At 67.5% G+C, this 20,158-nt stretch carries 15 protein-coding genes and 1 tRNA gene; 4 read left to right on the forward strand and 12 right to left on the reverse strand.

Annotated features, from left to right (window positions below; genetic code table 11):
- Positions 1 to 100: 100 nt before the first annotated feature.
- Positions 101 to 286 carry an anaerobic ribonucleoside-triphosphate reductase gene (gene nrdD, locus EBL84_RS02865; protein WP_123139442.1) on the forward strand — a complete coding sequence of 62 codons (186 nt, stop codon included), beginning with the start codon at positions 101 to 103 and terminating at the stop codon, positions 284 to 286.
- A 7-nt stretch (positions 287 to 293) separates the two neighbouring features.
- Positions 294 to 1,016: an anaerobic ribonucleoside-triphosphate reductase activating protein gene (locus EBL84_RS02870; protein WP_123139443.1), complete on the forward strand. Its 723-nt coding sequence runs from the start codon at positions 294 to 296 to the stop codon at positions 1,014 to 1,016.
- A gap of 46 nt (positions 1,017 to 1,062) precedes the next feature.
- Here the strand turns inward: EBL84_RS02870 and EBL84_RS02875 are convergent, their stop codons facing one another.
- The 7 genes from EBL84_RS02875 to zwf form a co-directional block, all read right to left on the reverse strand.
- A complete protein-coding gene (locus tag EBL84_RS02875) occupies positions 1,063 to 1,464 on the reverse strand; it encodes a septal ring lytic transglycosylase RlpA family protein (protein WP_223806946.1) in 402 nt (133 codons plus the stop codon).
- A 213-nt stretch (positions 1,465 to 1,677) separates the two neighbouring features.
- Positions 1,678 to 3,303 (reverse strand): murein L,D-transpeptidase, encoded by a 1,626-nt coding sequence (locus tag EBL84_RS02880; RefSeq protein WP_123139445.1) that lies wholly within the window; start codon positions 3,301 to 3,303, stop codon positions 1,678 to 1,680.
- A gap of 75 nt (positions 3,304 to 3,378) precedes the next feature.
- Positions 3,379 to 4,872: a SpoVR family protein gene (locus EBL84_RS02885; protein ID WP_123139446.1), complete on the reverse strand. Its 1,494-nt coding sequence runs from the start codon at positions 4,870 to 4,872 to the stop codon at positions 3,379 to 3,381.
- Entirely contained in the window at positions 4,869 to 6,140 is a 1,272-nt protein-coding gene (locus tag EBL84_RS02890; RefSeq protein WP_123139447.1) for a YeaH/YhbH family protein, read from the reverse strand. The genes EBL84_RS02885 and EBL84_RS02890 overlap by 4 nt, the downstream gene beginning before the upstream one ends.
- Positions 6,141 to 6,243: 103 nt before the next feature.
- Entirely contained in the window at positions 6,244 to 8,166 is a 1,923-nt protein-coding gene (locus EBL84_RS02895; RefSeq protein ID WP_123139448.1) for a PrkA family serine protein kinase, read from the reverse strand.
- A 469-nt stretch (positions 8,167 to 8,635) separates the two neighbouring features.
- The gene (gene pgi / locus EBL84_RS02900; RefSeq protein ID WP_123139449.1) at positions 8,636 to 10,297 is read right to left on the reverse strand and encodes a glucose-6-phosphate isomerase; all 1,662 of its coding nucleotides are present in this window, start codon (positions 10,295 to 10,297) and stop codon (positions 8,636 to 8,638) included.
- Positions 10,298 to 10,945: 648 nt separating this feature from the next.
- Complete coding sequence (zwf, locus tag EBL84_RS02905) at positions 10,946 to 12,415, reverse strand: glucose-6-phosphate dehydrogenase (RefSeq protein ID WP_123139450.1); 1,470 nt, start codon at positions 12,413 to 12,415, stop codon at positions 10,946 to 10,948.
- Positions 12,416 to 12,525: 110 nt separating this feature from the next.
- Between zwf and glgA the strand changes: the two genes are divergently transcribed.
- Positions 12,526 to 14,061 carry a glycogen synthase GlgA gene (gene glgA, locus EBL84_RS02910; RefSeq protein ID WP_123139451.1) on the forward strand — a complete coding sequence of 512 codons (1,536 nt, stop codon included), beginning with the start codon at positions 12,526 to 12,528 and terminating at the stop codon, positions 14,059 to 14,061.
- Between the two features lie 15 nt (positions 14,062 to 14,076).
- Here glgA and panD read toward each other — a convergent pair whose 3' ends face one another.
- From panD to pcnB, 4 genes are all read right to left on the reverse strand, one after another.
- Positions 14,077 to 14,457 (reverse strand): aspartate 1-decarboxylase, encoded by a 381-nt coding sequence (gene panD, locus EBL84_RS02915; protein ID WP_062275550.1) that lies wholly within the window; start codon positions 14,455 to 14,457, stop codon positions 14,077 to 14,079.
- 166 nt (positions 14,458 to 14,623) lie between these two features.
- Positions 14,624 to 15,469: a pantoate--beta-alanine ligase gene (gene panC / locus EBL84_RS02920; RefSeq protein WP_123139452.1), complete on the reverse strand. Its 846-nt coding sequence runs from the start codon at positions 15,467 to 15,469 to the stop codon at positions 14,624 to 14,626.
- Positions 15,470 to 15,786: 317 nt separating this feature from the next.
- On the reverse strand, positions 15,787 to 16,590 hold the full coding sequence (panB, locus tag EBL84_RS02925; protein ID WP_123139453.1) for a 3-methyl-2-oxobutanoate hydroxymethyltransferase: 804 nt from the start codon (positions 16,588 to 16,590) through the stop codon (positions 15,787 to 15,789).
- A 54-nt stretch (positions 16,591 to 16,644) separates the two neighbouring features.
- On the reverse strand, positions 16,645 to 18,021 hold the full coding sequence (pcnB, locus tag EBL84_RS02930; RefSeq protein WP_123139454.1) for a polynucleotide adenylyltransferase PcnB: 1,377 nt from the start codon (positions 18,019 to 18,021) through the stop codon (positions 16,645 to 16,647).
- A 156-nt stretch (positions 18,022 to 18,177) separates the two neighbouring features.
- Between pcnB and EBL84_RS02935 the strand changes: the two genes are divergently transcribed.
- Positions 18,178 to 18,252 (forward strand) — tRNA-Glu (locus EBL84_RS02935).
- A gap of 99 nt (positions 18,253 to 18,351) precedes the next feature.
- Here EBL84_RS02935 and ffh read toward each other — a convergent pair.
- The gene (gene ffh, locus EBL84_RS02940) at positions 18,352 to 19,764 is read right to left on the reverse strand and encodes a signal recognition particle protein (protein WP_123139455.1); all 1,413 of its coding nucleotides are present in this window, start codon (positions 19,762 to 19,764) and stop codon (positions 18,352 to 18,354) included.
- Positions 19,765 to 20,158 lie beyond the last annotated feature (394 nt).

The following is a 20,158-nucleotide window of genomic DNA, read 5'->3' on the forward strand; positions in this document are numbered from 1 at the left end:
CCGCCTCACGGCGGACGCCGCGCCCCCGGCGGGGGCGCGGCATCGACCCGAACAAGCCCGCAAGGGCCACTTGCAACCGCATCGACCAAGGAGCCACGCAATGACCGACACCAACATCGAACTCAAGCCCGAAGAGCGCACTCAGTGCGAGGTCTGGACCCGCGTGATGGGCTATCACCGTCCGGTCTCGGCGTTCAACGGCGGCAAGCGCGCCGAGCACGCCCAGCGTCGCTACTTCACCGAGAACCCCACCGATCGCAAGGACAGTGAGCGCGCCGCGGCCTGACCCCGGCATGCACGACCGAGCCGAAGCCGACGCGCTGCGCGTCGGCGGCCTGACCCCGCTGACCACCATCGACTACCCGGGTGAGCTGGCTGCGGTGATCTACTGTCAGGGCTGCCCCTGGCGCTGTCGCTACTGTCACAACGGCCACCTGCTCGAGCAGGACGCGGGCGACGGGGAGACGATTGCCTGGGACCAGGTGATGGGCTTCCTGGAGGATCGCCGAGGACTGCTCGACGCGGTGGTGTTCAGCGGCGGCGAGCCGACCGTGCAGGGCGCGCTCGGCGCGGCGATGCGCGCCGCACGCGCGCTCGGCTTCAAGGTCGGGCTGCACACCGGCGGCGCCTACCCGCAACGACTGCGGCGGATCCTGCCGCTGGTCGACTGGGTCGCGCTCGACATCAAGGCGCTCGCCGACGACTACCCGGCGCTCACCGGGGTGATCGGCTCGGGCGAACCGGCGTGGGAGAGTCTCGCACTGCTGCTCGCCTCCGAGGTGGCACTGGAGGTCCGCACCACGGTCCCGCCGGGCTGGGGCCTGGAGCAACTCGCCCCCCTGGTCACGGCACTCGCCGAGGCCGGCGTGCGCGACTACTGTCTGCAGCGCTGCGACGCGACCCTGAGCCTCGACCCGGGGCTGCGCGAACTGCCCGCCACCGCCCTGCGCCAGCTCGTCACCAAACTCCCCACCGAGCGCTTCGAGCGCTTCGAGCTGCGCGGCGCGGGATACTGATCGCGACGCCGCCCCGGCGCCGCCGGGAGGCGTCGCAGCGGCTCGATCAGAACAGCGCCATCAGCACCGCCTGCGCCTCGGCCACCGTCTGTCCCGAGGGCGTGACCGGTTCGTCGACATCGAGGATCCGCAGCTCGACCCGCGCCAGTCCGGTGTGCAGCATGCCGAGCGCCTTGGCCGCGCCCTTCGAGAGATCGATCGACCGCCCATCGATATAGGGTCCCCGATCATTGATGGTGACCACCACCGACCGACCATTGTCCTTGTTCTTGACCCGCACCCGGGTGCCGAACGGCAGGGTCCGATGTGCCGCGGTCAAGGCATGCATGTCGAACCGCACCCCACTCGCGGTGAGCCGGCCGTTGAAACGATCGGCATAATAGGACGCAACCCCCTCGCTCACGCTCGCCTCGACCAGCGCCCCGGCGCACGCCAGGGGCAGCGCCACCAACGCGCCAATCCATCTGCTGTTCAAAAGCCTTCCTCCGCCTGCTGTCTCGCCCCACCCGGACCATCGCGGACACGCACGGGCGCGCCGTGACCGACGACCATCGGGGTCGCGGCGATGAGCGGGGAGGCATGGATTCGAAATATGACCGGATTCTAACCGCGCACGGAGGAAAGACGAAGGGACCCCGGAGCGCAGCAGGGCTCTCCGGACTCAGCTCCCGTCTCCGGCCTGGCCGAGCCGCAGCGGGTCCTCGACACCCTCGAAGTCGATACGACTGCCACGCACCGGCGCAAAGAAGGCCTCGTGCAGCGCCGGGTCGCGATCATAGACATCGTCGCGAAAGACCAGCCGGCCTGCCGCATCGGCGCTTACCGTCAGGTAATAGAGCAGCACCGGCAGGGGGCGTTCGAGATGGATGTGACGGGTGCGACCGCGAGCGATCTGGCGCTCGATCCGCTCGCGGCTCCAGGCGCTCCCCTCGAGCAACGCCGTGGCCAGCTCGACCGGCTCGTCGACCCGGATACAGCCGTGACTGAAGGTCCGCTGCCGTCGCGAGAACAGCCAGCGGCTCGGGGTGTCGTGGAGATAGATCGCATGGCGGTTGGGGAACATGAACTTGACCCGCCCCAGGGCATTGTCGGCGCCGGGTTTCTGCACCAGCTGATAGCGCCGATAGTTGCTGGCGTCGCCCCCCCGTCGTACCGCCCCGCTACGACGATCGACCAGCAGATAGTCCTGCGAGACCCAGCCCATCCCCTTCTGGATCGACACCGGCACCGTCCAGGTCGGGTTGATCACCAGATGGTCCATGCGATCGCGAAACATCGGCGTCTGATCCTCGACGCTGCCGACGATCGCCCGGGTCTGCCAGACGGCCTCGCCGCCGCGCACCAGCACCACCCGATAACCGGCCAGGTCGACGAACAGATGGTCCGGCGGCAGCTCGGCATACAACCAGCGCATCCGCTCCAGATTGATCAGCGCGCGCTCGATCCGCGCGGCATCGATCGGGCGGTTGAGGACCGCCAGGGTCCGGGGACCCACCACACCGTCGTCGACCAGCCCGTAGCGCCGCTGCAACTCGCGCACCGCCTCGCGGAGCCCGGCATCGAAGCGTCGTGCCGTCTCGTCGCCCGCAGCCGGCAGCGACTCGCCGGCGATCAGACGGACCCGCTCGCGCACCCCGACGACCCGCTCGCCGCGGCTGCCGAGGCCGAGCGGCGGACCGGCGGGCAGTGGAGGCAGGTCGAGCAGGTGGTCCTGGGCGACATAGTCGCGCAAGGCGCGGCGCAGATCGCGATACCAGAAGGGCAGCGAGAAGCGTCCGGCCAGGGCCTCGGCCATGTCCTCGGCGACGAGCGCCAGGCGCATGTCGGCGAGGATCTGCGCCGCCGCGACCGGCGCGCGATCATTGTGCCCGGGCGCGACCTGTACCGGGTCGAGCTTGCCGTAGCGGGTGTGATGGACATAGCGCAGCAGCGCATCGCTCAGCAACAGCTCCAGCCCGACCCGCGCCCGTTCGTCACGCGGCGGCGCAACGGTCAGACGGGCGAGCGTCGCGAGATGGAAGTCTTCCGGTGAGAAGCCCTCGCGCTCGACCCCGGCGAGCAGCCGGGCGAGCGAGCCGACCCGCGCCCGCGAGGTCCACACCGGACGATGGTCACGCGCGGCATAGAAGACGGCGAGCAGTCTGGGGGCATACATCCGGCGCCCCTCGGGCAGGGGCGAGGTCTCGGCCAGGGCGGCATCGAGCGCCGGCCAGGACCCAGCGGCCAGCGGCGAGGCGTGGAGGAGGAAGAGCAACAGCCCGAATGGGAGGATGCGCCAGCGCGCCATCGGATACCTGCGAAACGGATCGAACGTCCTTGCGCGGACGTCCATCCAGGCCGCCCGCCCCCAGTCATGCAGCGCTCAGGGGCACTCGCCGACGAGCTGTACCCGCCCCTGCTCGTCGACCGACTCGAGCCTGACCTTGAAGCCCCAGAGCCGATGCACGTGACGCAGCACCTCTTCGGCCGATTCGTCGAGCGGGCGACGGTTGTGCCGGAAGTGACGCAGGGTCAGCGAGCGATCACCGCGCCGGTCGACGTGATAGACCTGCACATTGGGTTCGCGACTGCCGAGGTTGTACTGCTCGGCGAGGGCCTGGCGCAGCGCCCGATAGCCCTGCTCCTCGTGGATCGCGGTGACCTCGAGCTGCTCCTCACGGTCGTCGTCACGCACCGCGAAGAGATGGAACTCGCGCATCAACCGCGGTGACAGGTACTGGGCGATGAAGCTCTCGTCCTTGAAGTTGCGCATGGCGAAGTCGAGCACCTGCAGCCAGTCGCCACCGGCGATGTCGGGGAACCACTCGCGGTCCTCGTCGGTCGGCGCCTCACAGATGCGACGGATGTCGCGCATCATCGCGAAACCCAGCGCATAGGGGTTGATGCCGTTGAAGTAGGGCTTGTCGAACTCCGGCTGATAGATCACCCCGGTGTGCGACTGCAGGAACTCCATCATGAAGCCGTCGCCCACCAGCCCCTCGTCGTAGAGGTGGTTCATCAGGGTGTAGTGCCAGAAGGTCGCCCAGCCCTCGTTCATCACCTGGGTCTGGCGCTGCGGGTAGAAGTACTGGGCGATCCGGCGCACGATGCGCACGATCTCGCGCTGCCAGGGCTCGAGCAGCGGGGCGTTCTTCTCGATGAAATAGAGCAGGTTCTCCTGCGGCTCCTCCGGCCAGCGCTCTTCGCGTTGCTCATCACCGACCTCGGGACCCGGCGGCAGGGTGCGCCAGAGGTCGTTGACCTGCGACTGCAGATAGGCCGCGCGTTCCTCCTGACGCCGCTGCTCCTCGGCCAGGCTCAGCGGCGAGGGACGCTTGTAGCGGTCGACCCCCTGGTTCATCAGCGCGTGACAGGAGTCGAGCAGCAGCTCGACGGCCTCCTCGCCGTGGCGTTCCTCGCACTCGGCGATGAAGCGCCGCGCGAACACCAGATAGTCGATGATGGCATCGGCGCTGGTCCAGGTGCGGAACAGATAGTTGCCCTTGAAGAAGCTGTTGTGTCCGTAGCTGGCGTGGGCGATCACCAGCGCCTGCATCGGCAGGGTGTTCTCCTCCATCAGATAGGCGATGCAGGGATCGGAGTTGATCACGATCTCGTAGGCCAGTCCCATCTGACCACGCCGATAGGTCTGCTCGGTGGCGACGAACTGCTTGCCGAACGACCAGTGCTGATAGTTGATCGGCAGCCCCACCGAGGAGTAGGCGTCGATCATCTGCTCCGAGGTGATGACCTCGATCTGGTTGGCATAGGTGTCGAGCCCGTAGACGTCGTGGGCGATGCGCCCGATCTCGCGGTCGAAGCGTTCGAGTAGCGGGAAGGTCCATTCCAGCGACTCGGAGATGATGCGTGAGCTCATGCCGGCTCCCTCCTGAACAGCTCGCGGAACACCGGGAAGATGTCGTCGGCGCCGTCGATCTCCTGCATCGCGAAGTGCGGGTGCAGCGCCATCACCTCCTGATAGGCGTACCACAGGCTCTGGTGCTGGCGCGGGGTGATCTCGACATAGGCGAAATAGCGCATCAGCGGCATCAGCTTGTCGACGAGGATGTCGCGACAGATGTTGGAGTCGGAGTCCCAGTTGTCGCCGTCCGAGGCCTGAGCGGCATAGATGTTCCAGACGCTCGGGTCGTAGCGCTCGCGGAGGATCTCGTGGGCGAGGTTGAGCGCACTCGAGACCACGGTGCCGCCGGTCTCGCGCGAGTAGAAGAAGTCCTGCTCGTCGACCTCTTGGGCGATGGTGTGATGACGGATGAACACCAGGTCGATCTGATCGTAGTTCCGCTGCAGGAACAGATAGAGCAGGATGAAGAAGCGCTTGGCGAGGTTCTTGCGCACCTGATCCATGGAGCCGGAGACATCCATGATGCAGAGCATCACCGCCTTGCTGGTGGGCTCGGGCTGCTTGGTGAAGCTCTGGTAGCGCAGATCGAAGCTGTCGATGAAGGGCAGCGCGGCGACCCGCGTCTTGAGCGCGTCGATCTCCTCGCGCAACGCCACCACCCGCGCGTCACGCTCGCCAGCGCCGCCGGCGAGCAATGCCGCCAGCTCCTCCTCGAGCTCGCGGATACGCGCCCGCGACGGTGCGCCGAGCGCGGTACGCCGCGCGATCGCCCCCTTGAGCGAGCGCACCACGTCGATGTTCGAGGGCGAGCCGTCGGTGGCATAGCCGGCGCGCACGTTCTTGAACTCAGTGGTGCCCATGAGCTGGTTGCGCACCAGGTTGGGCAGCGCGAGGTCCTCGAACAGCAGGTCCATGAACTCCTCGCGCGAGAGCTCGAAGACGAAGTCGTCCTCGCCGCGACCGTCCTTGCTCGCCTTGCCCTGACCGCCGCCCTGACCGCCACCGCCCGGGGGCCGACGGATGCGATCGCCGGTCTCGAACTCGCGGTTGCCGGGATAGACCTGGTCGCGGGTACCGCCGCTGCCGTGGTGGAGCAGCGGCTCGGAGATGTCGCGCGCGGGGATGCCGACGCGCTCGCCCGAGTCGACGTCGGTGATGCTGCGCTTGTTGACCGCCTCGGCCACGGAGCGCTTGAGCTGACTCTTGTAGCGCCGGATGAAGCGCTGCCGATTGACCGCGCTCTTGTTCCTGCCGTTCAGACGGCGGTCGATGAAGTGTGACATAGGACCGCTTCGCTCACCGTTGCTGAGGACCACCCCGGGCACGCGGCCCGAGGCTGGTCGGGGTGCGCCCACACCGGGCGGGCGCCCGTCACCTGGACGCGGATCAGTGCGCCTTGCGTACCCGCAGATACCACTCCGAGAGCAACCGCACCTGCTTCGGGGTGTAGCCCTTCTCGGTCATGCGGTCGACGAACTGGTCGTGCTTCTTCTGCTCGTCGGCCGAGGCCTTGGCGTTGAAGGAGATCACCGGCAGCAGCTCCTCGGTGTTGGAGAACATCTTCTTCTCGATCACCAGGCGCAGCTTCTCGTAGCTGGTCCAGCGCGGGTTGGCTCCACCATTGTTGGCGCGCGCACGCAGCACGAAGTTGACGATCTCGTTGCGGAAGTCCTTGGGGTTGGAGATCCCCGCCGGCTTCTCGATCTTCTCCAGCTCCTCGTTGAGCGAGGCGCGATCGAGCATCTCGCCGGTATCGGGATCGCGATACTCCTGATCCTGGATCCAGTAGTCGGCAAAGGTGACATAGCGGTCGAAGATGTTCTGGCCGTACTCGGCATAGGACTCGAGATAGGCCGTCTGCAGCTCCTTGCCGATGAACTCGGCGTAACGCGGCGACAGATACTGCTTGATGAAGCCGAGATAACGTTCCTGCACCTCGGGCGGGAGCTGCTCGCGAGCGATCTGGCGCTCGAGCACATAGAGCAGGTGCACCGGGTTGGCGGCCACCTCGGCATGATCGAAGTTGAACACCTGGGAGAGGATCTTGAAGGCGAAGCGGGTGGAGATCCCGCTCATCCCCTCATCGACCCCGGCATAGTCGTGATACTCCTGCACCGACTTGGCCTTGGGATCGGTGTCCTTGAGGTTCTCGCCGTTGTAGATCCGCATCTTCGAGTAGATGTTGGAGTTCTCCGGCTCCTTGAGCCGGGTCAGCACCGAGAACTGCGCCATCATCTCCAGGGTGCCCGGGGCGCAGGGCGCGTGCGACAGCGAGCTGTTGGCGAGCAGCTTGTCGTAGATGCAGACCTCCTCGTCGACGCGCAGGCAGTAGGGCACCTTGACGATATAGACGCGATCGAGGAAGGCCTCGTTGTTCTTGTTGTTGCGGAAGCTCTGCCACTCCGACTCGTTGGAGTGGGCGAGGATGATGCCCTGGAAAGGCAGCGCCGAGAGCCCCTCGGTGCCGTTGTAGTTGCCCTCCTGGGTGGCGGTGAGCAGTGGGTGCAGCACCTTGATCGGTGCCTTGAACATCTCGACGAACTCCATGATGCCCTGGTTGGCGCGGCACAGCGCACCGGAATAGCTGTAGGCATCGGCATCGTGCTGGGCGAAGCGCTCGAGCTGACGGATGTCGACCTTGCCGACCAGCGAGGAGATGTCCTGGTTGTTCTCGTCGCCCGGCTCGGTCTTGGCGATGGCGATCTGCTCGAGTACCGAGGGATAGACCTTGACCACCCGGAAGCGGGTGATGTCGCCGTGATACTCCTGCAGCCGCTTCACCGCCCAGGGCGACATGATGGTGCGCAGATAGCGCCTGGGGATGCCGTAGTCGTCCTCGAGGATCTGACCGTCCTCATCGGGCGAGAACAGCCCCAGCGGCGACTCGAACACCGGCGAACCCTGGATGGCATAGAAGGGCACCAGCTCCATCAGCTCCTTGAGCTTCTCGGCCAGCGAGGACTTGCCGCCGCCGACCGGGCCGAGCAGATAGAGGATCTGCTTCTTCTCCTCGAGCCCCTGGGCGGCGTGCTTGAGATAGGAGACCAGGTGCTCGATCGACTCCTCCATGCCATAGAACTCGGAGAAGGCCGGGTAGCGCTTGATCACCTTGTTCTGGAAGATCCGGCTCAGCCGCGGGTCGTCGCTGGTGTTGACCAGCTCCGGCTCACCGATGGCCTGCAGCAGCCGTTCGGGCGCACTGGCATAGGCACTGGGGTCGGTCTTGCACAGTGCCAGGTATTCGTCCAGGGTGAGCACCTCCTCGCGGGAGGCCTCGTAGCGCGCCTGGTAGCGTTCGAAGATCGACATAGACTTACCTCTCCTCGGAACCTGAGTGTGCCTGCTCGATCCGGCTCCGGCTCTGCCGGAGGCTCGGGGCGGGCAGGACGGAACACAAGAGCCTCCAGGTGGAGCGCAAGATTCAGGCCATCAACCAGCGTCCGTTGCTGGAGCACCTGGGACGACCTGTGAGAACCGGGCCATCAATGACAGCGGCGATCAAGGCCTGAGACCCAGGTGATGGATCCGGGTTCGATCGCTGCATCTGTTCGGTGCATGGAGCGGAACATGCCCCGCGTCCGTCTCGACGGATACGCCACGCCAGTCAGGCGGCGACCGGGCCGGACACGACGGGCGCCGGTCGGGGTGATCGCAACCGGGGCGAAGGCCAAGGCCCCGCCACCGAACGCCCCGCGACCACCACCTCAGAGGAGAAGGTTGGGCGACACCCAGCGCGATTCAACGCGCCGGCGCCCGATCGCTCACCCCCGGCGATCCCTCAGCGCCCCCTCTCGACTGCACCGCGCAGGTGCAGATAGGTCTCGAGTAGTGCACGGGTCGAGGCGTCATGCCCCTCGCCCGCGCCCCCGTCCTTGAGCTCGCCGAGGATCACCCCGGCGAGCTGCTTGCCCAGCTCGACCCCCCACTGATCGAAGGAGTTGATCCCCCAGATCGCCCCCTGGGTGAAGATGCGGTGCTCGTAGAGGGCGATCAGCGCGCCCAGGGTGAAGGGCGTCAGCCGCTCCATCAGCAGGGTGTTGGTCGGGCGGTTGCCGGGGAAGACGCGATGCGGGGCGAGCGCCTCGACCCGCTCGTCGGAGAGCCCGGCGGCGCGCAGCTCGGCGCGCGCCTCATCCAGGGTCCGCCCGCGCATCAGCGCCTCGGTCTGGGCGAAGCAGTTGGCCATCAGCTTGTCGTGATGATCGCCGAGCTCGTGATGGCTGCGCGCGGCGCCGATGAAGTCGGCCGGGATCAGCTGGGTGCCCTGGTGGATGAGCTGGTAGAAGGCATGCTGGCCATCAGTGCCGGGCTCGCCCCAGACCACCGGACCGGTGGTGTACTCGAGGGTCTCGCCGTCGCGCCCGACCCGCTTGCCGTTGCTCTCCATGTCGCCCTGCTGGAGATAGGCCGGCAGCAGCCGCAGCGACTGATCGTAGGGCAGCACCGCGTGGGTGCGCGCCCCGGCGAAGTTGGCATACCACACCCCGATCAGTCCGAGCAGCACCGGCATGTTGCGCTCGAGCGGTGCGGTGCGATGGTGCTCGTCGATCGCGTGCGCGCCCTCGAGCAACTCGACGAAGCGCTCGAAGCCGACCGCCAGCGCGATCGGCAGCCCGATCGCCGACCACAGCGAATAGCGCCCGCCGACCCAGTCCCAGAACTCGAACATGTTGGCGGTATCGATGCCGAAGGCCGATACCCGCTCGGCGTTGGTGGAGACGGCGACGAAATGGCGCGCCACCGCACCCGAATCGCCGAGCGCCGCAAGCAACCAGTCGCGCGCGCTCGACGCGTTGGTCATGGTCTCCTGGGTGGAGAAGGTCTTGGAGGCGATCACGAACAGCGTCGTCTCCGGATCGAGCCCGCGCAGCGTCTCGACCAGATGGGTGGCATCGACGTTGGAGACGAAGTGCACCCGCAGCTGATCGCTGCAATAGGGCGAGAGCGCAGCGCACACCATCTTCGGCCCGAGGTTGGAGCCGCCGATGCCGATATTGACCACATCGCTGATGCGCCGCCCGGTGTGCCCGGTCCAGCCCCCCGAGCGCACCTCGCCGACGAAGCGCTCGATACGCGCGAGCACGCCGTTGACCAGCGGCATCACGTCCTCGCCATCGACCACCATCGGCCGGTTGCTGCGGTTGCGCAGCGCCATGTGCAGCACCGCGCGATGCTCGGTGACATTGATCGGCTCGCCGCCGTAGAGACGCGCCTGCCAGCCGGGCAGGTCGGCCGCGCGCGCCAGCTCCAGCAACAGACGCAGGGTCTCGTCGGTGAGCAGGTTCTTGGAATAGTCCAGGTGCAGGTCGGCGACCGACAGCCGCATCCGCTCGGCGCGGCCGGGATCGCGCGCGAACAGGGTGCGCAGATGGTGCTCGCGCATCTCCTCCCAGTGCTGCTGCAACGCCTGCCATTGCGGGGTGTGACTGATCATCGACATGCAGACTCTCCTTGCGAACGTGAGAATGGACGGTCGACCGCAGCGACACCACGCGCCCCGGCGACCACACCGCGACAGCATACTCGGATCACGATGACGACCCGATGTCGGGCGGCCAGCGGCCAGCGGCCAGCGGCCAGCGGCCAGGAGATTGAACCGCAAAGCCGCGAAGGGCGCGAAGGGGGAGAAGCGTCCAGCGATCAGCCTCCAGCCTCCAGCCTCCAGCCTCCAGCCTCCAGCCTCCAGTCGCAGCCTATCCTCAACCACGGGCGTCCAGAACGCACGCCCGTCGGTGGGTCGCCGGATGGGGGTGCGGACACCGCCGCGGCTGACCCCGCTGGCGACCGTTGGCCGATGGCTGGCGCGGGTGGCTGATGACTGGCAGCTGATCGCGAGTGGCTGGCTGCTGGTGGCTGCTGGCGGCTGGCGGCTGGTGGCTGACTGCTGGCGGCTGACCGCTGGCGGCTGACCGCTGGTGGCTGACCACTGGTGGCTGACCGCTGGTGGCTGACCGCTGGTGGCTGACCGCTGGTGGCTGGCGGCTGGCGGCTGGCTGCTGGTGGCTGACCGCTGGTGGCTGGTAGCTGGCGGCTGGCGGCTGGCGGCTGGCGGCTGGCTGCTGGCGGCTGGTAGCGGAGACCCCCGCCCTCAGCCAGCCAGGGCGTTGCGCCAGTCCTGGTCGTCGCGGTCGAACAGGCGGCTGGCCTCGGGCGGGCCCCAGGAGCCGGCGGCATAGGTATGGATGAAGTCGCGCTCGACCGCCCAGCGCTTGAGCACCGGGTCGATCACCCGCCACGCCCACTCGACCTCGTCGGCGCGCAGGAAGTGGGTACGATCGCCGCTGATGGCATCGAGGATCAGCGCCTCGTAGGCGTCGATATGATCCGGCGGCAGGCCGCAGCTGCTGGCGTCGAGCCGCTCGGTCTGGGTACGCAGCTCCAGTCCCGGGCGCTTGACCTGCAGCTCGATGCGCATGCACTCGTGCGGCTGGATGCCGAGCAGCAGCCAGTTCGGCCGCAGCCGCTCGATCGCGGTGTGCTGGAAGAGCTGCTGGGGCGGGTGCTTGAAGCGGATGGCGATCAGCGACTCGCTGCTCCCCATCCGCTTGCCGGTACGCAGGAAGAAGGGCACGTTGCGCCAGCGCCAGTTGTCGATATAGAGCTTGAGCGCGGCATAGGTCTCGGTGGTGCTCTCAGCCGCTACCCCGGGCTCGTCGCGATAGCCCGGCACCGTCGTCTCGCCGACCCGTCCCGCGCCATACTGGGCGCGCAGCGCGTGGGCGTGGACGGCCTCGCGGGCGATCGGCCGGATCGAGCGCAGCACCTTCACCTTCTCGTCGCGCAGCGCATCGGCATCGAGGCTCGCCGGCGGCTCCATCGCCACCAGGGTGAGCAGCTGCAGCAGATGACTCTGGATCATGTCGCGCAGCGCGCCGACCCCGTCGTAGAAACCGGCGCGCGCGCCGATCCCCTGGGACTCGGCGTGGGAGATCTGCACATGGTCGATATAGTTGCGATTCCACAGCGGCTCGAGCAGCAGATTGGCGAAGCGGAACACGAGCACGTTCTGCACCGTGCTCTTGCCCAGGTAGTGATCGATGCGATAGATCTCCTCGCCCGGGAAGGCCTCGCGCAACCGCCGTTCGAGCAACCGCGCGCCCTCCAGATCGAGCCCGAAGGGCTTCTCCACCACCAACCGCGACCAGCCGCCGGCACGACTGGCGAGCCCGGCGGCGGCGAGCCGCGCGGCGACGCCGGCGTGGAACTCGGGGGCGATCGCCAGATAGCTCAGCAGATTGTCCGGGGCCTCGGGCAGGGCGCGCAACCGCTCGGCCAGCCGCTCGAAGTCCTCCGCGCGCTCGAGATCGCCGGTGACGAAATGCAGTCGCCCGAGCAGACGCTGCACCACCGGGTCCTCACAGACCCGACGCTCGGCCAGTGCGGTGCCGACCCGCTCGCGCCACGCCTGATCGCTCCAGGGACGACGACCGACGCCGACCACCCGGGTCGCCGGATGCAGCCGCCCGGCCGCCTCCAGCCCATAGAGCGCGGGCAACAGCTTGTGCTCGACCAGATTGCCGGTGGCCCCGAAGATCAACAGGATGCAGGGTTCGATCATGGGCAGATTATCTCGCTGGTGCACAAATATGATAATTTGAAGGCTGTCACCCTATTGCCAAGCCGGGCCCGGCACTTCCCGCCGCGACGCCCGTAGCCCAAGGACCGTTCATGGAACTCCCCGTTCCCCCGATCTCCCCTGCCCTGCCGGACCCGGACGGACTGCGCATCCTCGTTGCGAGCAGCGAGGCGCACCCGCTGATCAAGACCGGCGGTCTGGCCGACGTCGCTGCGAGCCTGCCGGCGGCGCTGCGCCAGCTCGGCCACGACGCGCGGCTGATCATGCCCGGCTATCCGAGCGCGCTGCGTCAGCTGCTCGAGCCGAAGACGCGTTGCGAGCTGCGCATCCCCGGCGCGCGCACCAGCGTGCGCATCGTCGAGGGTCTGCACCCGGACCATGGTCTGCCCGTCTATCTGGTCGACGCCCCGGACTACTTCCACCGCGAGGGCAGCCCCTATACCGATATCAGCGGTCGCGACTGGGGCGACAACCCCGAGCGCTTCCTGCTGTTCTGTCGCACCCTCGCACAACTGGCCATGGGGCTGCCGGCGGTGGGCTGGCGTCCCGAAGTGCTGCATGCCAACGACTGGCAAACCGGACTCACCCCGGCGCTGATGCACGACCTGCCCGAGCGCCCGGCCACCGTCTTCACCATCCACAACCTCGCCTACCAGGGGCTGTTCGATCGCGCCACCTTCGATCGCATCGGCCTGCCTGCGGCGCTGTGGAACGTCGCCGGGATCGAGTTCCATCAGCGCATGTCCTTCATCAAGGGCGGCATCGTCTTCTCCGACCGGGTCAACACCGTCAGCCCGACCTATGCCGACGAGATCCGCACGCCGCGCTTCGGCTGCGGCCTCGACGGGCTGCTGCGCCAGCTCGGCGGACGCTTCAGCGGCATCCTCAACGGCATCGACTATGGGGTGTGGGATCCGCAGACCGATCCGATGATCCTGCAACAGTTCGATGCCGAACACTTCGGGCTGAAGACCGAGAACAAGCTCGAACTACAGCGCGAGTTCGGCCTGCCGCGTCACGAGGAGGCCTTCCTGCTCGGCTATGTCGGGCGACTGGTCGAACAGAAGGGGGTGGACCTGATCCTCGCCATCCTGCCCGACCTGCTGCAGGACGCCAACGTGCAGGTGGTGCTGCAGGGCGTCGGCGATCGTCACACCGAACAGGCGCTGCACGAGGTCGCCAGGACCTATCCGCGCCAGGTCGGCGTGCTCATCGGTTATGACGAGATGCGCGCGCACCGCATCGAGGCCGGCTGCGACACCTTCCTGATGCCCTCGCGCTTCGAGCCGTGCGGGCTCAACCAGCTCTACAGCCTGCGCTACGGCACCCCGCCGATTGCCCACTGCACCGGCGGTCTGGCCGACACCATCACCCCGGTCGATGCCGAGACGCTCGCCGCGGGCACCGCCACCGGCTTCCTGTTCGAGCGCTCGCGGCCCGAGGAGCTGCACGCCGCGGTCGATCAGGCCCGCCGTCTCTATCGCGAACAGCCGGAACAATGGCGCAGACTGGCCACCACCGGGATGATGCAGGACTTCAGCTGGGAGGCCAGCGCGCAGCACTATCTGCAACTCTACGAGGCGGCGCTGGAGGAGAGAGGGGTTCAGGCCGACGTGCTGTCGGCCTGAACCGGGCGTCCAGGCTCAGGCGGCCTGGGCGGGGATGGCATCGCCGGTGCGCAGCACCTGGTTGCGCTCGTCGAGATAGACCAGCGCCGGCTTGTGGGCGTCGGCCTCGGCCTCGGTCATGGTGGCGAAGGCACAGATGATCACCCGATCACCGGGCGCGGCCTTGTGCGCCGCCGCACCATTGACCGAGATCACCCGCGAACCGGCCTCGGCACGGATCGCATAGGTGGTGAAGCGCTCACCGTTGGTGACGTTGTAGATCTGGATCTGCTCGTACTCGCGGATCCCGGCCAGCGCCAGCAGCTCGTCGTCGATGGCGCAGGAGCCCTCGTAGTCCAACTCCGAGTGCGTCACGCAAGCGCGATGCAGCTTGCACTTCAGCAAGGTCAAATGCATGTATCCAATCCTCTGATGGGCCCCAGCGGGACCAGGTCGGCCGTCGTCCGACGGCGGACATTCGATGTGATGACCAGGCTAGTCTAGCGCGTCCCCTGCTGCGACGCAGCATCGGACACGCGCCGCGCCCGGAGACGGCCTGACCGAACGCCCCGGGCGCATTGAATCAGCGACGCACCCGGCGATTGTCGATCAGTCGCGCCCGTCCCAGCCGTGCGGCGGCGAGGATCACCAGGTCGCGCTCGTCGCTCTCCGGCGGCGCGAGATCGGCGGCACGACAGACCTTGAAGTACTCGGGCGCAAAGCCCTCGGCCTCGAGCGCCCGGCAGGCTGCCAGCTCGAGTTCGACGAACGGACGACCGGCGCGCACTGCCGCAGCGGCCTCGTCGAGCACCCGGTTGAGTGCCGGCGCGCGCTCACGCTCGGCGGCGGTGAGATAGGCATTGCGCGAGCTGCGCGCCAGCCCGTCGGGTTCGCGCACGGTCTCGACACCATGGATCGCCACCGGGATCGACAGGTCCTCGACCATGCGCCGGATCACCAGCAGCTGCTGGAAGTCCTTCTCGCCGAACACCGCCACGTCGGGCTGCACCATGTTGAACAGCTTGCAGACGATGGTCGCCACGCCGACGAAGTGACCGGGACGGCTGGCGCCACAAAACAGCGCCGAGATCCCCGGCACCTCGACCCGGGTCTGCCCCGTCTGGCCGTTGGGATAGATGGTCTCCACCGCCGGCGCGAAGAGCAGATCGCAGCCGCCCGCGGCGAGCTTGTCGCGATCGGCCTCCGGGGTACGCGGATAGGCATCGAGATCCTCGCCGGGACCGAACTGCAGCGGGTTGACGAAGATGCTCGCCACCACCCGGTCGGCACGCTCGGCCGCCGCGCGCACCAGGGTCAGATGGCCCTGGTGCAGATTGCCCATGGTCGGCACCAGGGCGATGCGCTCACCGGCGGCGCGCCACTCGGCCAGACGCGCGCGCAGATTGGGAAGATGCTCGATACGCTCCATTGATCTCTCGGTTGGTTCAGATCGGTGTACGGGACCCGGGATCGGGCCCGCGAGACGCCACGACACGCCGCCGCACCGATCGGGCAATGATCGGTCATCGACGCCGCGCTCGCCGCGACATTCGGCAATGTCCATTGGACGACACGGACACCGCGCGGAGCGATGTCCACCCGCAGCACTGAAGGCTGCCGGCCCCGACGCAGAGGTCGGGGTCAGGAAGCGACCGGGGCCGGCGCCGCTGCTCGGCGGCCGGACGACGGCGCGAGACGCGAGCGGATCGGGTTCCGCCCGCGCCCCGGGTCCACGAGTACGTGGACCTAGTAGGCGATCTCGGGAGCGCTCGGGAAACTGCCCTCGCGCACCGCGGCGACATAGGCGTCGACGGCACCGCGCACCGAACCGCCGGCGACCGTGAAGTCGCGACTGAAGCGGGGGGCGCGCCCCGGGTTGAGCCCGAGCATGTCCTGCAGCACCAGCACCTGGCCGTCGCACTCGGCCCCGGCGCCGATGCCGATCACCGGGATGGTCAGGGTGCGGGCGATCTCGCCGGCGAGCGCCTGGGGAACGCACTCGAGCACCAGCAGCGAGGCGCCGGCGTCCTGCATCGCCAGCGCGTCGTGGCGGATACGCTCGGCCGAGGCATGGTCGCGCCCCTGGAAGCGATAGCCTCCGAGCTGGTTGACCGATTGCGGCTGCAGCCCGAGATGGGCGCACACCGGCGCACCCTGCGCGACCAGTTGGCGCACGGTATCGAGATAGGGCTCACCGCCCTCGAGCTTGACCATCTGCGCCCCGCCCTCCTGCATCAGGCGCGAGGCGCTCTCGAGGGCGCGCTCCGGCGTGGCGTAGGACATGAACGGCAGGTCCGCGACCACCAGCGCACGACTCGATCCCCGGGTAACACAAGCGGTGTGATAGACCATCTGGTCGAGGGTCACGGGAACCGTGGTCGGGTGCCCCTGCAGCACCATCCCCAGCGAATCCCCCACCAGCATCACCTCGACCCCGGCCTCGTCGAGCAGACGGGCGAAGGTGGCGTCATAGCAGGTGAGGACGGCGATCCGCTCGCCGCGTGCCTTCATGGCGGCGAGGGAGGCGACAGTGGTCGGTGAAGCGGACATCGGCGACTCCGGGGTCTAGGTACTTCGGAATAATGAAAGGCCGGGGCGGCGGCGTTACTGCGCGCCCTTGGCCGCACCGGCGCTCGACTCGCCCCCACCATTGCTGCTGGCGCCACCCGACTTACGCCGACGCCGCCGCCGTGGCCGGCGACGGCGCGCGCCACCCTCGACCATGCTCGCCCGTTCCTGGCCACTGGCATCCTGGAAGCGGGTCCACCACTCGGCCAGCTCCCGATCGACCTCGCCGGCCTCGGCACGCAACAGCAGGAAATCGTAGGCGGCACGGAACCGCGGATGGGTCAGCAGCCGGAACGGGCGCTTGCCCTCGCGCTGCTCGAATCGCGGCTGCAGTGCCCAGATCTCGCGCATCGGCAACGAGAAGCGCTTGGGGACCGCCACCCGCGACTGCTGACGGACACAGACCTCGGCGCTGACCTGAACCATCGCCTCGTTGATCTGCATGCCCTCGGCGACCATCCGCTCGACCCCCGCGCGCACCGGCTCCCACAACAGGACGGCGAACAGGAAGGCCGGGGTGACCGGCTTGCCCGCTTGGATGCGCGCATCGGTGTTGGCGAGACCGCGGCTGACCAGGGTGATCGGGAAATCATGGTCCTCGCACGCGAGCGCCGCCTCGGTATCCGGGAAGAGCAGCGCGAAGAGGCCATAATGACGCAGCTTCTCGAAGACGTCGAGTCCATAGCCGGCGTGGAAGAGCTTGATCAGCTCGTCGAAGAGCCGCGCCGCCGGCACCCCGTCGAGCAGATGACCGAGTTCGAACAGCGGGCGCTCGGTGGCCTCCTCGATGCTGAAGCCGAGCTTGCAGGCAAAGCGCACCGCCCGCAGCATCCGCACCGGATCCTCGCGATAGCGCTGTTGCGGATCGCCGATCAGACGCAGCTTGCCGGCGCGCAGGTCGGCCAGGCCATCGGCATAGTCGATCAGCGAGAAGTCCTGGATGTTGTAGTAGAGCGCGTTGATGGTGAAGTCGCGCCGCAGTGCATCCTCGGCGATGGTGCCATAGGCGTTGTCGCGAACGATCATGCCGTTCTCGACACAGCGCTCGCCCTCCTCCGCCTCACCCTCACCGTTGCCGCGGAAGGTGGCGACCTCGATGATCTCGCGACCGAAGTGCACATGGGCGAGACGGAAGCGGCGCCCGATCAGCCGACAGTTGCGAAAGACCTGGCGGACCTGCTCGGGCGTGGCGTCGGTGGCCACGTCGAAGTCCTTGGGCTCGTGACCGAGCAACAGGTCGCGCACCCCGCCGCCGACGAGATGGGCCTGAAAGTTCTCCTGCTTGAGCCGGTACAGCACCTTGAGAGCATTGGCGCTGATGTTGGCGCGCGAGATCCCGTGCTCGGGACGCGGCACAATCAGGGGCGTCGTCGCGGACGGGGTCCGCGTGATGTCGTTATCGGATTCCTGCATCACCGTTATGGGCGCATTCCTTGGGCGCTGGGCGGGGTCCGCGTGACGGTCCCGGACGGGACTTCGGGGCGCGACGCCGCCGGTTGGAAGAAGAATGGTAACAGACGCTTGTACTCTTACCTGATCCCGGTATAATACGCGCTTCTTTGCTGCGCCGCTCCCTTCGTCTAGTGGTTAGGACGTCGGCCTCTCACGCCGGTAACAGGGGTTCGAATCCCCTAGGGAGCGCCACCTTTACGAAAAAGGGGTCTTGCCTTCGCAAGACCCCTTTTTTCATGCCCGCCTTCTGGCTCGAACCGGGGCAATGCCCATCGCCCCGGTCGACAGCGGCTACATCGGGAAACCGCCCCCCGGGGGCATGCCGCCGGGCGGGAAACCACCGCCGCCACCGGGGAAGCCGCCGGGCATCTTGCCCTGCATGGCGCGCATCATCTTGGCCATGCCGCCGCCCTTCATCTTCTTCATCATCTTCTGCATCTGGGTGAACTGCTTGAGCAGCTTGTTCACATCCTGCACCTGGGTCCCCGAACCGGCAGCGATGCGCCGCTTGCGCGAACCCTTGATCAGCGCCGGGAAACGACGCTCGTGCGGGGTCATCGAGTTGATGATGGCGATCAGCTTGCCCAACTCCTTGTCGCTGGCCTTGTCCTTGAGGTGATCGGGGACCTGGTTCATCCCCGGCAGCTTGTCCATCAGCCCCATCATGCCGCCCATCTTGACCATCTGGTCGAGCTGCTCCTTGAAGTCGGCGAGGTCGAAGTCCTTGCCCTTCTTGAGCTTGCGCACCAGCTTCTCGGCCTGATCCTGATCGACCTTGGACTGCACCTCCTCGACCAGCGAGACCACGTCGCCCATGCCGAGGATGCGCGAGGCGACGCGGTCGGGATGGAAGGGCTCGAGCGCGGTCGAGCGCTCGCCAGTGCCGAGGAACTTGATCGGCTTGCCGGTGATCTGGCGGATCGACAGCGCCGCGCCACCGCGCGCATCACCATCGGTCTTGGTCAGCACCACGCCGGTCAGCGGCAACGCCTCATCGAAGGCCTTGGCGGTATTGGCCGCGTCCTGACCGGTCATGGCGTCGACCACGAACAGGGTCTCGACCGGATCGAGCGCGGCGTGGACGGCCTTGATCTCGTCCATCATCGCCGGGTCGACGTGGAGTCGACCGGCGGTGTCGACGATCAGCACGTCCTTGAAACGCTTGCGCGCCTGGGCGAGCGCGGCAGTGGCGATCTCGACCGGATCCTGCTCGCCGCTGCTGGGGAAGAACTCGGCGCCGACCTCTCCGGCAACGGTCTCGAGCTGGTCGATGGCCGCCGGGCGGTAGACGTCACAGCTGACCACCATCACCGACTTCTTCTGCTTCTCCTGCAACCAGCGCGCGAGCTTGCCGACACTGGTGGTCTTGCCCGCGCCCTGCAGGCCGGCCATCAGCACCACCGCCGGCGGCTGCGCCGAGAGATCGAGCGACTCGTTGGCCTCGCCCATCAGCGAGACCAGCTCGTCGTTGACGATCTTGATCAGCACCTGACCAGGGGTCAGACTCTTTGATACGGTCTCGCCCAGCGCCTTCTCGCGCACCTCCTCGACGAAACGACGTACCACCGGCAGGGCCACGTCCGCCTCGAGCAGGGCCATGCGCACCTCGCGCACCGCGTCCTTGATGTTGTCCTCGGTCAGTCGCCCCTGACCACGCAGGTTATTCAGGACGCCGGCGAACCGGTCCTGGAGATTCTCGAACATGCTCTGCCTCGAAGTCTTTGCCGCGCCAGGCGCGGGTGATGAAAAGTCCCGTGCCACCACGGCTTACAGCTTAACCTGCGAGTATAATGCAGCGTTTGCAGCGGACTCTACAGCCCAGCGCCGCGACCGACCCGCCGCGCGCGGCGCCCCGCAAGGCTCGCCGCCCCCGTTGCTCGCGCCGCACCGGCGGCGGCCGAGGCGGTCCGCGTCGTTGTCAAGCGCCCCATCACGAGGGCATGATTGGGCCATGCAACACATCATCGTGCCGAAAGATTCGAGCGCCGATCGGTGCAACGGCGGCCCCGGCCTCCGTGACGCGCCACCCTCGCGCGCGCCGCGCCCGACAGGTTGCCGCCATGCCCAGGACCAGCGCCAGGCACCCCGGCAACCGCCC

Source organism: Marichromatium sp. AB31 (genome assembly GCF_003718685.1).
In the GTDB taxonomy this organism is placed as follows: Bacteria; Pseudomonadota; Gammaproteobacteria; order Chromatiales; family Chromatiaceae; genus Marichromatium; species Marichromatium gracile.

Coding starts and splice junctions, on each gene's coding strand:
- EBL84_RS02880 (WP_123139445.1), bottom strand. CDS start 3,303: ATGGCGCGCTGGCGCATCCTCCCATTCGGGCTGTTGCTCTTCCTCCTC.
- panB (WP_123139453.1), bottom strand. CDS start 16,590: ATGTCCGCTTCACCGACCACTGTCGCCTCCCTCGCCGCCATGAAGGCA.
- EBL84_RS02870 (WP_123139443.1), top strand. CDS start 294: ATGCACGACCGAGCCGAAGCCGACGCGCTGCGCGTCGGCGGCCTGACC.
- EBL84_RS02890 (WP_123139447.1), bottom strand. CDS start 6,140: ATGTCACACTTCATCGACCGCCGTCTGAACGGCAGGAACAAGAGCGCG.
- EBL84_RS02885 (WP_123139446.1), bottom strand. CDS start 4,872: ATGAGCTCACGCATCATCTCCGAGTCGCTGGAATGGACCTTCCCGCTA.
- zwf (WP_123139450.1), bottom strand. CDS start 12,415: ATGATCGAACCCTGCATCCTGTTGATCTTCGGGGCCACCGGCAATCTG.
- glgA (WP_123139451.1), top strand. CDS start 12,526: ATGGAACTCCCCGTTCCCCCGATCTCCCCTGCCCTGCCGGACCCGGAC.
- pgi (WP_123139449.1), bottom strand. CDS start 10,297: ATGTCGATGATCAGTCACACCCCGCAATGGCAGGCGTTGCAGCAGCAC.
- ffh (WP_123139455.1), bottom strand. CDS start 19,764: ATGTTCGAGAATCTCCAGGACCGGTTCGCCGGCGTCCTGAATAACCTG.
- pcnB (WP_123139454.1), bottom strand. CDS start 18,021: ATGCAGGAATCCGATAACGACATCACGCGGACCCCGTCCGCGACGACG.
- panD (WP_062275550.1), bottom strand. CDS start 14,457: ATGCATTTGACCTTGCTGAAGTGCAAGCTGCATCGCGCTTGCGTGACG.
- panC (WP_123139452.1), bottom strand. CDS start 15,469: ATGGAGCGTATCGAGCATCTTCCCAATCTGCGCGCGCGTCTGGCCGAG.
- nrdD (WP_123139442.1), top strand. CDS start 101: ATGACCGACACCAACATCGAACTCAAGCCCGAAGAGCGCACTCAGTGC.
- EBL84_RS02895 (WP_123139448.1), bottom strand. CDS start 8,166: ATGTCGATCTTCGAACGCTACCAGGCGCGCTACGAGGCCTCCCGCGAG.